This is a genomic window from Enterobacter sp. BNK-13, from assembly GCF_048685015.1.
GTDB classification, from domain to species: domain Bacteria; phylum Pseudomonadota; class Gammaproteobacteria; order Enterobacterales; family Enterobacteriaceae; genus Enterobacter; species Enterobacter quasiroggenkampii.
Window position 1 is genome coordinate 783,675 of the sequence record NZ_JBLQTP010000001.1, and the last position, 13,469, is coordinate 797,143.

Annotated in this window: 13 protein-coding genes; 4 read left to right on the forward strand and 9 right to left on the reverse strand. The window is 59.8% G+C overall.

What is annotated here, in order from left to right; translation table 11 throughout:
- Nucleotides 1-113: 113 nt before the first annotated feature.
- The 4 genes from ACMGGQ_RS03680 to ACMGGQ_RS03695 all read right to left on the reverse strand — a co-directional run bounded on the left by ACMGGQ_RS03680 (nucleotide 114) and on the right by ACMGGQ_RS03695 (nucleotide 4,193).
- Nucleotides 114-668, reverse strand: coding sequence for a carboxymuconolactone decarboxylase family protein (locus ACMGGQ_RS03680; protein ID WP_181575564.1), 555 nt, complete (start codon nucleotides 666-668; stop codon nucleotides 114-116).
- A complete protein-coding gene (locus ACMGGQ_RS03685) occupies nucleotides 665-1,993 on the reverse strand; it encodes an aspartate aminotransferase family protein (protein ID WP_090392643.1) in 1,329 nt (442 codons plus the stop codon). Before ACMGGQ_RS03685 ends, ACMGGQ_RS03680 begins: the two co-directional genes overlap by 4 nt.
- A 127-nt stretch (nucleotides 1,994-2,120) precedes the next feature.
- Entirely contained in the window at nucleotides 2,121-2,978 is an 858-nt protein-coding gene (locus ACMGGQ_RS03690) for a MurR/RpiR family transcriptional regulator (RefSeq protein ID WP_045909652.1), read from the reverse strand.
- A gap of 333 nt (nucleotides 2,979-3,311) precedes the next feature.
- Complete coding sequence (locus ACMGGQ_RS03695; protein ID WP_045909651.1) at nucleotides 3,312-4,193, reverse strand: LysR family transcriptional regulator; 882 nt, start codon at nucleotides 4,191-4,193, stop codon at nucleotides 3,312-3,314.
- Between the two features lie 105 nt (nucleotides 4,194-4,298).
- Here ACMGGQ_RS03695 and budA point away from each other — a divergent pair, with 105 nt between their 5' ends.
- The 4 genes from budA to ACMGGQ_RS03715 all read left to right on the forward strand — a co-directional run bounded on the left by budA (nucleotide 4,299) and on the right by ACMGGQ_RS03715 (nucleotide 8,167).
- Entirely contained in the window at nucleotides 4,299-5,078 is a 780-nt protein-coding gene (budA, locus tag ACMGGQ_RS03700) for an acetolactate decarboxylase (RefSeq protein ID WP_086374961.1), read from the forward strand.
- Nucleotides 5,050-6,771 (forward strand): acetolactate synthase AlsS, encoded by a 1,722-nt coding sequence (alsS, locus tag ACMGGQ_RS03705; protein ID WP_420289607.1) that lies wholly within the window; start codon nucleotides 5,050-5,052, stop codon nucleotides 6,769-6,771. The genes budA and alsS overlap by 29 nt, the downstream gene beginning before the upstream one ends.
- A 20-nt stretch (nucleotides 6,772-6,791) precedes the next feature.
- Complete coding sequence (locus tag ACMGGQ_RS03710; RefSeq protein ID WP_111967350.1) at nucleotides 6,792-7,562, forward strand: (S)-acetoin forming diacetyl reductase; 771 nt, start codon at nucleotides 6,792-6,794, stop codon at nucleotides 7,560-7,562.
- A gap of 131 nt (nucleotides 7,563-7,693) precedes the next feature.
- Nucleotides 7,694-8,167, forward strand: a complete 474-nt coding sequence (locus tag ACMGGQ_RS03715) for a cold-shock protein (protein WP_045909648.1) — start codon at nucleotides 7,694-7,696, stop codon at nucleotides 8,165-8,167.
- A gap of 78 nt (nucleotides 8,168-8,245) precedes the next feature.
- Here ACMGGQ_RS03715 and ACMGGQ_RS03720 read toward each other — a convergent pair whose 3' ends face one another.
- The 5 genes from ACMGGQ_RS03720 to ACMGGQ_RS03740 form a co-directional block, all read right to left on the reverse strand.
- Entirely contained in the window at nucleotides 8,246-8,950 is a 705-nt protein-coding gene (locus tag ACMGGQ_RS03720) for an ABC transporter ATP-binding protein (protein ID WP_420289608.1), read from the reverse strand.
- Nucleotides 8,937-9,773, reverse strand: a complete 837-nt coding sequence (locus tag ACMGGQ_RS03725; protein WP_420289609.1) for an ABC transporter ATP-binding protein — start codon at nucleotides 9,771-9,773, stop codon at nucleotides 8,937-8,939. Before ACMGGQ_RS03725 ends, ACMGGQ_RS03720 begins: the two co-directional genes overlap by 14 nt.
- Entirely contained in the window at nucleotides 9,766-10,599 is an 834-nt protein-coding gene (locus ACMGGQ_RS03730) for an ABC transporter permease (protein ID WP_234081385.1), read from the reverse strand. The genes ACMGGQ_RS03725 and ACMGGQ_RS03730 overlap by 8 nt, the downstream gene beginning before the upstream one ends.
- Nucleotides 10,599-11,612 carry an ABC transporter permease gene (locus tag ACMGGQ_RS03735; RefSeq protein WP_126534570.1) on the reverse strand — a complete coding sequence of 338 codons (1,014 nt, stop codon included), beginning with the start codon at nucleotides 11,610-11,612 and terminating at the stop codon, nucleotides 10,599-10,601. Before ACMGGQ_RS03735 ends, ACMGGQ_RS03730 begins: the two co-directional genes overlap by 1 nt.
- 97 nt (nucleotides 11,613-11,709) lie before the next feature.
- The gene (locus ACMGGQ_RS03740; RefSeq protein WP_420289610.1) at nucleotides 11,710-13,278 is read right to left on the reverse strand and encodes an ABC transporter substrate-binding protein; all 1,569 of its coding nucleotides are present in this window, start codon (nucleotides 13,276-13,278) and stop codon (nucleotides 11,710-11,712) included.
- Nucleotides 13,279-13,469: the final 191 nt, after the last annotated feature.

The window sequence follows — 13,469 nt, forward strand, 5'->3', positions numbered from 1 at the left end:
CGTCAGTGAAGTAGCGTGCATGAATGTCACCCGGCGAAATACATCTGCGGGGTGGGGAAATAAAATGTTGATATGCAGGGCGCACTTTCATGCGCCAAATTTAAAGCGAAAGCTTATGCGGGAATAATCTCATCCCGGGTGTCGGGTACCGGCGTCTGCGCGCCGTTCATTACCATTGAGAGAAAACTGTAATAGCCATTGATGCCGATCAGATCCACCACGCCTTTCTCGCCCCACAGCGCGATAGCGTGCTGCCAGGTGGCATCGCTGACCTTCTGCTGCTCCTGCAACTCCTTGCAAAAGTGATAGATCGCCCACTCATCCGGCAGCAGATCCTCTGGAAGACGCTTTTCATTAATCGCCTGCACCGCCGCGGCAGATATACCTTTCTCGCGCGCTATCGGCGCATGAATCGCCCACTCCACAGGCTGTGACCAGTGACGCGCGGTCATCAAAATCGCCAGTTCAGACAGGCGCTGCCCCAGCGCGCTGCGATAACGCAGGTATTCCCCCATGCGTTGTGCATGCGCCATAAGCTCTGGGCTGCGCAGCAGCGGCTCGAAAGGTGGCAGTAGCGCACCGCGGGGCCCGTTGATTATCTCTTCGGCCAACGCGCGCTGCTGGTCGTCCCACTCATGCTCCGCCAGCGGCGGTAAACGATTGATCATAATTTGCTGGTCTCTTCGCGAATCACGGTGTTCAGCGTGTCTACCACAAAGTCGAGCTGGCCGGGCGTGACGATAAATGGTGGTGCGATCAGGATATGGTCGCCATACTGGCCGTCAATGGTTCCACCCATTGGATAGACCATCAGCCCACGTGACATACAGTTTGCTTTGATGGCTGCATGCAGCTTCAGGGCAGGATCAAAGGGGGTTTTGCTCTCTTTATCGCGTACCAGCTCAACGCCCGCAAACAAGCCGCGTCCACGCGTATCACCAACGTGCGGTAATTCCCCCAGCACTTCACGCAATGCGCTGTGCAGGTAAGCCCCCTGTTGCCTGACCGCCTGCAGCAAATTGTCACGTGCAATCACCTGCTGCACGGCCAGGGCTGCGGACGCGGCGGTCGCGTGGCAAATGTAGGTGTGCCCGTGCTGAAACAGACCGCTACCGGCCTGGAGCGCTGAGACAATTTTCTCGCTCGCTAATACTGCGCCAATCGGCTGATAGCCGCCCCCCAGCCCTTTCGCGATGGTCACCAAATCCGGCACCACATCATCCTGTTCAAACGCATGCAATGTGCCGGTGCGTCCCATGCCGCACATGACTTCATCCGCGATGTAGAGGATGCCGTATTTATCACACAGGTTGCGTACACCTTTTAGATAGCCCGGGGTTGGCGGGGTGGCGCCGGTGGTGGCCCCCACCACGGTTTCTGCACAGAAACCAATAATGGTGTCGGGACCGGCCTCAATAATGGCGTGCTCCAGCTCGTTGAGCAGACGCGTGGTGTATTGCTGCTGGGTTTCGTCAGCGCGGCGGTCGCGATATTCATTGCAGGCCGAAACGCGGATCACGTCGATCAGCAAGGGAGCAAACTGGCGGCGGCGCCATTCGTTGCCTCCCACCGCGAGCGCCCCAAGGGTATTGCCATGGTAGCTCTGCCTACGGGCGATAAACTTGGTGCGCGACGGTTGGCCGATCTCAACAAAATACTGGCGCGCCAGCTTGAGCGCGGTTTCGACCGCTTCCGAACCGCCCGAAACGAAATAGGCATAGTTAAGATCGCCAGGCGCCGTGCGCGTCAGCTGTTCAGCAAGCTGCTCAACGGTGTCGCTGGTAAAAAAACTGGTGTGGGCATAGGCCAGTTGATCGATCTGGCGATGCATCGCAGCCAGCACGTCAGGGTGCGCGTGGCCTAAACAGGAAACGGCGGCGCCACCGCAGGCATCCAGATACTGTTTTCCCTGTGCATCAAAAATGTACGCCCCCTGGGCGCGTACCGCCACGGCGGGCGTGCTGCGTAGACTGCGGTGAATGATATGGGTCATGCTGGTCCTGCTCCTGAATGCGCTGTGCTAATGAAGCGCATCATGCAGGATTCATTTGTATCACGTCAATTTCATTTTGATTCAAATGTATTCTGTTTTCTTATGCCGGATGCAAATGAATTATTTTTCAGGGTTTCCCGGGCACCACATAGGCACCAGAGTTAATAAGATAGCGTTCAGCATTTTCGATTTTATTCACTGCATCTCGACCATGGCGCGCGACCAGCATCGCCAGTAAACACTCGGCCAGCCCCATGCCGGACACCACGGAAGGGAAAAACGACGGGCTGTCTATGGAGAACAGCAGCGTGCAATCGGCAGCCTGGGCTAATGGCGAGACGGGAGAATCCGTGATGGCAACGATCGTCGCGCCTGCCTGCTGGGCCGCGCGCAGGACATCGAGCGACTCACGGGAATAGGGGGCAAAACTGGTGAGTAACAGGCAATCTTGTGCTGTTAATTCGCGGGTGAACACCTCGATGTTGCTTGCCAGACCATCAATTAACGACGCCTGCCGATTGAACAGTCGATAGACATAAAACAGCGACCAGGCGATAGGAAAGCTGGCCCGGAAGCCGCAAATATAGACATTCTCAGCCGCGTCCAGCAGCGTTACAGCTTGCTCCATGGCCTGATGGTTCTCATGCTGTGTGAAAGCCAAATTGGCCTGATGCGCCTGAAACACCTCTTCATACAGCTGCGGCTGAGTGCCTTTGGCGATCAGCTTCTCGGCTTTGGATACATATGTATCATTGCGTAGCCCGAGTTCATCGATGAATGCGTCCTTGAGTTCACCCCAGCCGTTGTAGCCTAATCGTTGCGCTAGCCGCAGCAGCGTAGCGGGTTTTACACCGGCTTCACTGGCAAAGGCACGCATCGATAGCACGACCAGTTGATTGGTATTCTGTAGCGAGAACTCGGCAGCACGCTGTAATTCCGCAGACAACTCACTGAATGTACTGACAATATTTTCCCTTGGATTCATAGCAAATAGTCCCGCTGTTTAAGGTTAGCGCTGCAGTTGTCAAGTGACGTTCGATCTTCGCAGACTGAACGGACTCGCGTTGTCCCGGAAACGGATGATGAAAACACAGCGTAAATAAGTCAACGGGGAACTGAACAGGGGTATCAGACGTGCGAAACCATCCTGAACGCCAGAATTGTTCTCTTAAGCCATAGCAGAGAACGATGTCTGGATTTAACGCCGGAGACTGGCATTGCCGGGTGGCGGCTACGCCTTACCCGGCCTACAAAAGAAAAGCGACACGAACCGTAGGCCCGCGCAAGCGCAGCGCCGCCGGGCACAGCCGCGCTGCCGTCACCCTTCGCTCAGCATCGTCAAAAACCGCTTCACCGTCCGCGAGCGCTCAAACCGCCGCCAGCAAAGTGCGATATCGGTGTAAAGCTCCGGCGAGCTCAGCGTGTGATAGGTGACGTTCGGCGGAGATATGGCCGCCATGGATTTCGGCACCAGCGCAAACCCGCCGCCTGCGGAAACCATGCTCAGGGAGGAGGAAAGCTGCGACGACTGCAGCGCGTGCTGCACGTCAATCCCGGCCCGCTCGCAGCAGCCGTGAACCCGGTCGTACAGGCCCGGCGCGACCTCCTGCGGGAACAGCACCACCGGCGTATCCCGAAGCTGCTCTAACGCCAGCGAATCGCACGCCGCCAGCGGATGATCGCGATGCAGCGCCACCACCATCGGCTCCCGGTCGAGGATTTTTAACTCGAACGCCTTGCTGCTCTCGCACGGCAGGCGCACGAAGGCGATATCCAGTTCACCCTCCGCCAGCATCGTCGTCAGCGACGACATATTGGCTTCCACCTGATGAACCTGCACCGCCATGTTCTGCACCTGAAACTGGCGAATCAGGGTAAAGATTTTGGGATGAAAAGCGTCGGAGCTGGTGATGCCAATCGACAGGTTGCCGTTCAGCCCGCGCGCGATGCCGCGGGCTTTCTCCAGCGCGGCATCGCTCAGCGCCAGGATCTTGCAGGCGTCCTCGTAGAAGGCTTCTCCCGCTTCGGTCAGCTCCACGCCCCGCGTCAGGCGCCTGAACAGCGGCGTGCCCACTTCCTCTTCGAGCCGTTTGATCTGCTGACTCAGAGGAGGCTGCGAAATACCCAGCGCTTCGGCCGCCCTGGTGAAGTGTCGCTCGCGTGCTACCGCGACAAAATACCGCAGATAACGAAGTTCCATATCTAAAACGTCTCAAACCAGCATGGTTTCTATATTGGAACTCTCTGCTGAATCGGGTCAACATTTATTTAACCTTTCTAAATAAAGTTGAAGAGGACGAGCATGATGGTGCATTCATCTGCCTGCGACTGTGAAGCCAGTCTGTGCGAGACCCTGCGCGGGTTCTCTGCTCAGCATCCTGACAGCGTGATCTACCAGACATCGCTAATGAGCGCCCTGCTAAGCGGCGTGTATGAAGGAGAGACCACCATCGCCGATCTGCTGGCACACGGTGACTTTGGTCTGGGCACCTTCAACGAGCTGGACGGCGAAATGATCGCCTTCAGCAGCCAGGTGTACCAGCTGCGCGCCGACGGCAGCGCCCGGGCCGCGAAGCCGGAGCAAAAAACACCGTTTGCGGTGATGACCTGGTTCCAGCCGCAGTATCGGATCACCTTCAATGCGCCGGTCAGCCGTCAGCAGATCCACGATGCGATCGACCAGCAGATCCCCTCCGATAACCTGTTCTGCGCGTTGCGTATTGACGGCAACTTCCGCCATGCCCACACCCGCACGGTACCGCGCCAGAAGCCGCCTTACCGCGCGATGACCGACGTGCTGGACGACCAGCCGGTGTTCCGCTTTAACCAGCGTGAAGGGGTGCTGGTCGGGTTCCGCACGCCGCAGCATATGCAGGGCATCAACGTGGCGGGCTACCACGAACATTTCATTACCGACGACCGTCAGGGCGGGGGGCATCTGCTCGACTACCAGCTGGAGAGCGGCGTGCTCACCTTCGGTGAAATTCACAAGCTGATGATCGACCTGCCCGCCGACAGCGCGTTTTTACAGGCCAACCTTCACCCCAGCAATCTGGATGCGGCGATCCGTGCCGTCGAAAACTAACAGGAGAACTACCGTGAACAGTGAGAAACAGTCACGTCAGTGGGCGCACGGCGCCGATTTGGTTGTCGGCCAGCTGGAAGCGCAGGGCGTGAAGCAGGTGTTCGGGATCCCGGGGGCGAAAATCGACAAAGTCTTTGACTCCCTGCTGGACTCCTCCATCGAGATTATTCCGGTGCGTCACGAAGCCAACGCGGCGTTTATGGCGGCGGCGGTAGGGCGTCTGACCGGCAAGGCCGGGGTGGCGCTGGTGACCTCCGGGCCCGGCTGCTCGAACCTGATCACCGGCATTGCTACCGCCAACAGCGAAGGCGACCCGGTGGTGGCGCTGGGCGGGGCGGTGAAGCGGGCGGATAAAGCGAAGCTGGTGCACCAGAGCATGGACACCGTCGCCATGTTTAGCCCGGTCACCAAATACGCCGTGGAGGTGAGTGCGCCGGACGCAATTGCTGAGGTGGTTTCCAACGCGTTTCGCGCCGCCGAGCACGGCAGGCCGGGGGGCGCCTTCGTCAGCCTGCCGCAGGATATTGTCGATCAGCCCGCCACGGGGGCGATTTTACCCGCCAGCGGTCCCGCGCTGATGGGGCCGGCACCGGAATCCGCCATCAACGACGTGGCGAAGCTTATCGAAAAGGCCACAAACCCGGTCATCCTGCTGGGGCTGATGGCGAGCCAGCCCGCCAACAGCGCCGCGCTGCGCAAGCTGCTGGAGAAAAGCCGAATTCCGGTCACCAGCACCTATCAGGCCGCCGGGGCGGTGAACCAGGAGCACTTCACCCGCTTCGCCGGACGCGTCGGTCTGTTCAATAACCAGGCGGGTGACCGGCTACTCCATCTGGCGGATCTGATTATCTGCATCGGCTACAGCCCGGTGGAGTACGAGCCGTCCATGTGGAACAGCGGCGACGCCACGCTGGTGCACATTGATGTGCTGCCAGCCTATGAAGAACGTAACTACGTGCCGGATCTGGAGCTGGTGGGGGACATCGCCGAAACGCTGAATCAGCTCGCTAACCGTATCGACCACAAGCTTGAGCTGAGCCAGCGGGCCTCCGAAATTCTGGTCGATCGCCAGCATCAGCGCGATCTGCTCGATCGTCGCGGCGCCTCGCTTAATCAGTTTGCCCTGCATCCGCTGCGCATCGTGCGGGCCATGCAAGACATCGTCAATAACGACGTGACGCTCACCGTGGATATGGGCAGCTTCCACATCTGGATCGCCCGCTACCTCTACAGCTTCCGGGCGCGTCAGGTGATGATCTCCAACGGCCAGCAGACCATGGGCGTCGCGCTGCCGTGGGCCATTGGCGCGTGGCTGGTCAACCCGAGCCGCAAGGTGGTGTCGGTCTCCGGTGACGGCGGCTTCCTGCAGTCGAGCATGGAGCTGGAAACCGCGGTGCGCCTCAACGCTAACGTGCTGCACATCATCTGGGTGGATAACGGCTACAACATGGTTGCCATTCAGGAAGAGAAAAAATACCAGCGTCTTTCCGGCGTCGAGTTCGGCCCGGTCGATTTCAAAGTCTATGCCGACGCCTTTGGCGCGAAAGGCTTTGCCGTGGAGAGCGCCGACGCGCTCGAACCTACGCTGCGTGCGGCGATGGATGTGGATGGCCCGGCCGTGGTGGCCATTCCCGTCGACTACAGCGATAACCCGCTGCTGATGGGCCAGCTCCATCTCAGCCAGATTTTGTGACTCAACATAAGGACAGAGAAATGCAAAAAGTTGCTCTCGTAACAGGCTCAGGCCAGGGGATTGGTAAAGCGATTGCGCTTCGCCTGGTGAAGGATGGGTTTGCCGTCGCCATTGCCGACTATAACGCGGAAACGGCCAGAGCCGTGGCCGATGAAATTATCCGTAACGGCGGTAACGCCGTCGCCGTGAAGGTGGACGTCTCTGACCGCGAGCAGGTATTTGCGGCTGTGGAGAAAGCCCGCACCGCGCTGGGTGGCTTCGACGTGATCGTTAACAACGCCGGGGTTGCGCCGTCCACGCCGATCGAGTCCATCACGCCGGAGATTGTCGACAAGGTCTACAACATTAACGTGAAAGGGGTGATCTGGGGGATCCAGGCCGCGATTGACGCGTTCCGCAAAGAGGGGCACGGGGGCAAAATCATCAACGCCTGCTCCCAGGCGGGTCACACCGGTAACCCGGAGCTGGCCGTCTACAGTTCCAGTAAATTTGCGGTACGCGGCTTAACCCAGACCGCCGCACGGGATCTTGCGCCGCTGGGGATCACCGTTAACGCCTACTGCCCGGGCATCGTGAAAACGCCGATGTGGGCAGAGATCGACCGTCAGGTCTCCGAGGCGGCGGGTAAACCGCTGGGCTACGGGACCGAAACCTTTGCCAAACGCATCACGCTTGGCCGCCTGTCCGAACCGGAAGATGTCGCTGCCTGCGTTTCATACCTGGCGGGACCGGATTCCGACTACATGACCGGCCAGTCTCTGCTCATCGATGGTGGGATGGTGTTCAACTAAATTCTAATAAGCTCTGACATGAGTTTTCCCCTGCACCCGTGCAGGGGCTTTTTTTTGTCTCCTCCGCCATTGTGCATTACACTGCGCGCTGCAAAACTTTAGTCATTACGATCTGACAGGCGGTAACAGCGATGAACGGTACAATCACAACGTGGTTTAAAGATAAAGGCTTTGGATTTATCAAAGATGAAAACGGCGACAACCGCTATTTTCATGTGATTAAGGTCGCGAACCCCGATCTGATTAAGAAAGATGCCGCGGTGACCTTCGAGCCAACCACCAACAACAAAGGCCTTTCCGCCTACGCGGTGAAGGTGATCCCCGAAAGCAAACATCTCTATATCGCAGGCGAGCGCGTGAAGCTCACCTCGATCAAATCCTTCGTGGTGTTCAACGAAGAAGAGCCCGCGGATACCAAAATCGACAAAGAAAATGCGGTGCTGTCGGTGGGGCTGCTGATGAACAGCATCAAGCCGAAATCTGATAAAAAACCGGGCGAAATGCGCACGGTGAAGAAGCTGGCGATCACCACCTTCCAGAACACGACGCTGATCTTCACCGAAGATGAGATCGATATTGATGCCACGGTGAAGCTGCTGAAGTAATTATTTGCCGGGTGGCGGCGATGCCTTACCCGGCCTACAAAAAAACCTCAACGCGCCACCGGGCACCGCCGCACGCACTTAACCCATCCTGTGCTCGCCCCGTAACATCGTCTCACGGTCAAACACCTTCTGGATCTTCCCGTGCGCCATCAATGCCGCCCGGTCGGACATATGGGCAATCACATCCGCGTCGTGACTGACCAGCAGATAGGTCATCTCATGCTCGGCCTTCAGGCGGTTAAGCAGGTTCAGGATTTCCGCCTGTACCGACATATCCAGCGCCGAGGTCGGTTCATCCAGCAGCAGAAGCTGCGGGCGCAGCAGCAGCGCGCGGGCAATGGCAACGCGCTGACGCTGGCCGCCGGAAAGCTGGTGCGGGTAGCGCCTGCCCGCGTCGGCGGAAAGCCCCACCTCATGCAGCGCATTGGCCACCTTTTCCGCGATCTGCGTCTCGCCGTGGATGCTTAACGGCTCCGACAGCGTGCGCGCTATGGTGTGATTCGGGTGCAGCGACGCCCACGGATCCTGAAACACCATCTGCACGTTGCGGCGAAGCTCGCCTTCAAAACGTCGCCCTGGCGTTAACGCTTCTCCCAGCAGTGCAATACTGCCGCGCCACTCGCGCTGCAGCCCAGCCAGCACGCGCAGAAGGGTCGATTTGCCGCAGCCGGATTCACCAATCAGGCTGAACGTCTCGCCTCTCTCAATGCTAAAGCTGGCGGCAGAGACCGCCGTTTTTTCCCCGAAGGTGACCTGCACCTGGTTAACCTCAACGAGCGCCATCGTTGGCCTCCTTCCACGGCTGTGAACGGTCGAGCGTCGGCAGCATCTGTCCATAAGTATGGGCGTCTGGACGACAGGTCCAGAGGGTTCGCGTGTACGGATGCGTCGCCTGCGGGAGCTGGCTCGCTGTCATCTCATCCACCTTTTCGCCCTGATACATCACCAGCACGCGGTCGCAGTGCTCCGCCACCAGCGGCAGATCGTGGCTGATTAACAGCATCGCCATCTGGCGTTCTTCGCACTGCTGCACCAGCAGCTCGAGGATCTGGTTGCGCAGGCGCGCGTCCAGCGCGGAGGTCGGTTCGTCGGCAATCAGCACCTGCGGGTTGTTGATCAGCGCCATCGCAATCATCACCCGCTGGCCCATGCCCCCGGAAAGCTCACCGGGGTAGCGTGACAGCACGTTCTCGCTCAGCCCGACGGCGCGAAGGATGTCGTGAATGCGCGCCGCACGCTCCGGGCGCGACAGGCGCTGATGCAGCGTGAGCGCCTCATCAAGCTGGGCGGCGACGCTTTTGACGGGATTAAGGGCGTAACGCGGATCCTGCAAGACCATCGCAATGCCGTTGCCGCGCAGCGCCTGCCAGCGGCGGGCGCTCAGGGTCAGCAGGTCGTTGCCCAGTACGTTAAGCCGGTTGGCGCTTACGATACCGGGTTTGCGCACCAGACCCATCAGGGCGCGGGCGGACATGGACTTGCCGGAGCCGGATTCCCCCACCAGCGCCAGCCGCTCGTTGCCAAGCGTAAAGCTCAGGTTGTTGACCACGCGTGCGGTGGGGTAGTCGATATTCAGCGCATCGACGATGACGCGGTGTTCAGTCATGCTGTGGCTCCAGTACGTCGCGCAGGCCATCGCCTAACAGGTTAAACGCCAGGCTGGCAAACAGGATGGCTCCGCCCGGAATGGCGGCAATCCACCACTGATCGAAAATGACCTGCATGCCGTCCGCAATCATCGCCCCCCATTCGGCCATGGGCGGACGTGCGCCAAGGCCGAGGAAGCCGAGACCGGCGGCGGCCAGAATAATCCCCGCCAGATCCAGCGCCAGCCGCACAATCGCGGAGGGCAGGCACAGGGGCAGAATATGGCCGACCAGCAGGCGCAGGCCGCGGATCCCCATCATCTCGGCGGCGGCCAGATAATCGCTGTGGCGCAGACGCTGGATCTCGCTCCGCGCCTGCCGCGCGTAGGCAGGCCAGGTGGTTAAGGCCAGCGCCAGCGCGCCGTTGACCAGCCCCGGACCGAGCATCGCCACAAATGCGAAGGCAAGGATCAGGCGCGGCATTGACATCACCACGTCGGTGAAGCGCATCAGGATACGCTCCATCCAGCCGCCGTAGTAGCCGGACAAAATGCCCACCAGCAGCCCGGCGGGCAGGGTAATAACCGTCACCAGGGCCACCAGCCCGAGCGCCGGACGCGTGCCGTAAATCAGGCGCGAGAGCAGATCCCGCCCGTAGCCGTCGGTGCCCAGCCAGTGCTGGCCGGTCGGTGCCTGCAGGCGCGCGGCGGCATCCTGCCAGTTTGGGTCAACCGGTGCCAGCCAGGGGGCGAACAGGGCAATAAACACCATCAGTGCGATGGCAATCAGTCCGCAAACGGCGGCAGGGGAGCGGCGCAGGCGGCGTAAGAAGAGATAAAACGGCATCAGCGCACCCTGGGATCGGTCGCCCGCACAAGCAGGTCGGTAAGGTTATTGATCAGGACAAAGCAGACGCCAATCAGCAGCGTGCCGCCCATGACCGCGGTGGTGTCTCCGGCGAACAGGGCGGTGGTGAGATAGCGTCCGATGCCCGGCCACGAGAACACGGTCTCTGTTAATACCGCACCTTCCAGCATGCTGGTGTAGGCCAGGGCAATCACCGTCAGCAGGGTACTGCGAATGTTCGGCAGCACGTGGCGCAGCAGAATGGTCATCTCCCCGGCGCCCTTGGCGCGGGCAAGGAGGATGTACTCCTTGTTCATTTCGCCGAGGCAGGCGGAGCGGGTCAGGCGGGTAATGCTCGCCAGCGAGTAATAGGCCAGCAGCAGCACCGGCAGCACCAGGTGGCTGAGGGCGTTGCGGAATGCCTCGCGATCGCCGGAAAGCCAGGTATCTATCAGCGCAAAGCCGGTGCGTGGCTCGACGGTGAACTGCCAGATATCGTCCAGCCTGCCGGGGCCCGCGCTCCACTGCAGCTTCGCGTAGAACAGGGCCAGCATCAGCAGGCCAAGCCAGAAAATCGGCACCGAGTTGCCGAGCAGGGTGAGCGTTCTGATCGCTAAGTCCAGTGGCGAACCGGCGTAGCGGGCGCACAGCACACCCGCAATCACGCCGAGTACCGTGCCGATAATTAGCGCCAGCGTTGCCAGCTCCAGCGTGGCGGGGAAGGCGTGCAGCAGATCCTGCAGCACCGGCTGCCCGGTGGCGCTGGCGGTGCCCAAATCACCGTGGGCAAGGTTTTGCAGGTAGTGCCAGAACTGCACGGGCAGGGGACGATCCAGCCCAAGCTGGTGGCGAACCTGATCGTACGTCGACTGGCTGGCGTGATCCCCGACGATCTGCAGCACGCGATCGACCGGTGAAAACGCCGAGAGCGCAAACGTGACGAGCAGCAGCCCGAAGAGCGTGAGCAGCAGGGTCAGCAGGCCCTGAAGCACGCGGGTGGAAAGATGTGGCATGGGAAATCTCTTCATGCCGGGTGCGGCTTCGCCTTACCCGGCCTACAAAAACCGAGAACACAGGCCGGGTCAGCGCAGCGCCACCCGGCAACAAGGGCTACTTCGTGACGCGATCGTACCAGACCATATCCGCGTTCAGCCCCTGCTGATACCCCTTCACGTTATCGCGCACCACGATCTGGGTTTTGCCCTGATCGACGAACACGTACGGCGAGCTCTGCTGCAGCTGTTCCTGCATTTTCTTGTACAGATCCAGACGCTTCGCCGGATCCGGTTCGGCAACCGCCGCCAGCGTGGCCTTGTTCAGCTCCGGAATTTTCCAGCCGTTCAGGCCAGCCACGGTGCTGGACTTCCCGTCGTTCCACGCGAAGGCGCTGGCGTTAGAGTGCGCATCGAAGTAGTCCGGGATCCACAGACGAATCGCCGCCTGATGCTGCTTCGCGCGCACGCGGGCATAGACCTGGCTCCCGGCGGCAGGCAGCAGATCCACCTTCACGCCACCCTGAGCGAAGCTCGCCTGCATCGACTGGGCGATGGTGATAAACGGCGGCTTGTTCTCCACGTCCAGCGTGAAGTGCGCGTCCTTAATGCCCGCTTTGGCGAGAATGGCTTTCGCTTTTGCCGGGTCAAATTTAAACGGATTATCTTCCAGCGCGCCCGGCAGGCCGACCGGCAGGAAGCTCTGGTGAACAAAATACTGGCCTTTCAGCAGGTTCTTCGTGATGCCGTCATAGTCGACCAGCCAGCGTGAGGCTTCCCAGAAGGCCGGGTTGTTCAGCAGCGGGTTAGCGCTGTTGCCGGTGTTAAACACCAGGTAATTCTGCTCGGCGGACGGAATGCTCAGCACCTTCACGCCCGGCTTGCCGTTCAGGGCGCTAATCTGGTCTGCCCCCAGATCGCGCGCCACGTCCGCATCCCCCTGCTGGATCAGCAGGCGGCGTGAAGCCGGATCGGGGACGTTTTTAATGATGATGCTTTTGAGCTTCGGCGCGCCGCCGGGCGCGGCGTCGTTAGCTTCCAGCACGATGGCCTGATGCGGCTGATAGACGCGCATTTTGAAGGCGCCGCTGCCCGCCGAGTGCATTTTCAGCCACGCGTTACCGAAGTCATTACCCTTCACGTTCGCGGCGACCTCTTTTTCATCGACGATAGAGGCAATCGGCGTGGAGAGGATATTCAGCGCCACCGACGGGCTGACGTCCGCCGTCCAGTGAAGCTGGAGGGTATGATCGTCCACCTTTTTTAGCTGGCTGGCGATGTTGCTCGCCTCCCAGCCCAGCACGTTGAGGATAAAGGCCGGGGATTTGTTCAGCGTCACGGCGCGGGTATAAGAGAAGATCACGTCTTCCGGGCGCAGCGGATTGCCGGAGGCGAATTTCGCATCGGGTTTAAGCTTGATGGTCAGGGTTTTTGCTGCCGCGTCCGCTTCCCAGCTTTCTGCCAGAATCGGCGTGATTTTTTCCGGATTATCGCGGTCCGGCTGTACCAGACGCTGGTACAGGCTCGGCACGGTCTGGATGCTGGAGAGCTCGTTGGCTTCGGCCGGGTCGAGGCTCACGATATCATCAAGCCCCTGGGCAACCACCAGCGTGTTGGGCGGAGTAGCGGCGTGGGCTGCGCCTGAGAGCGCAGCCAGCACCAGTAACGGCAACAGTTTTTTTGTCATAGCGATCCCTGAGAAGAATATATTGTGATTGTTTTATGCTCCGCTACGTTAGGGCGACTGTGACATTCCACAAAGTCGAAATTCAGCTTTACTTATGCCTTCCGGGAATATCGCATGCGCTGGGGCTATTAAAACACGCTGCTTTTCGCCTGCTTTTTAACCTGCTATAACCAATGCCTTACCTTTCAGGG

Bases quoted from the DNA above. Each gene is read 5' to 3' on its own strand.
- ACMGGQ_RS03680 (WP_181575564.1), bottom strand. From the start codon at position 668: ATGATCAATCGTTTACCGCCGCTGGCGGAGCATGAGTGGGACGACCAG.
- ACMGGQ_RS03685 (WP_090392643.1), bottom strand. From the start codon at position 1,993: ATGACCCATATCATTCACCGCAGTCTACGCAGCACGCCCGCCGTGGCG.
- ACMGGQ_RS03690 (WP_045909652.1), bottom strand. From the start codon at position 2,978: ATGAATCCAAGGGAAAATATTGTCAGTACATTCAGTGAGTTGTCTGCG.
- ACMGGQ_RS03695 (WP_045909651.1), bottom strand. From the start codon at position 4,193: ATGGAACTTCGTTATCTGCGGTATTTTGTCGCGGTAGCACGCGAGCGA.
- budA (WP_086374961.1), top strand. From the start codon at position 4,299: ATGGTGCATTCATCTGCCTGCGACTGTGAAGCCAGTCTGTGCGAGACC.
- alsS (WP_420289607.1), top strand. From the start codon at position 5,050: ATGCGGCGATCCGTGCCGTCGAAAACTAACAGGAGAACTACCGTGAAC.
- ACMGGQ_RS03710 (WP_111967350.1), top strand. From the start codon at position 6,792: ATGCAAAAAGTTGCTCTCGTAACAGGCTCAGGCCAGGGGATTGGTAAA.
- ACMGGQ_RS03715 (WP_045909648.1), top strand. From the start codon at position 7,694: ATGAACGGTACAATCACAACGTGGTTTAAAGATAAAGGCTTTGGATTT.
- ACMGGQ_RS03720 (WP_420289608.1), bottom strand. From the start codon at position 8,950: ATGGCGCTCGTTGAGGTTAACCAGGTGCAGGTCACCTTCGGGGAAAAA.
- ACMGGQ_RS03725 (WP_420289609.1), bottom strand. From the start codon at position 9,773: ATGACTGAACACCGCGTCATCGTCGATGCGCTGAATATCGACTACCCC.
- ACMGGQ_RS03730 (WP_234081385.1), bottom strand. From the start codon at position 10,599: ATGCCGTTTTATCTCTTCTTACGCCGCCTGCGCCGCTCCCCTGCCGCC.
- ACMGGQ_RS03735 (WP_126534570.1), bottom strand. From the start codon at position 11,612: ATGCCACATCTTTCCACCCGCGTGCTTCAGGGCCTGCTGACCCTGCTG.
- ACMGGQ_RS03740 (WP_420289610.1), bottom strand. From the start codon at position 13,278: ATGACAAAAAAACTGTTGCCGTTACTGGTGCTGGCTGCGCTCTCAGGC.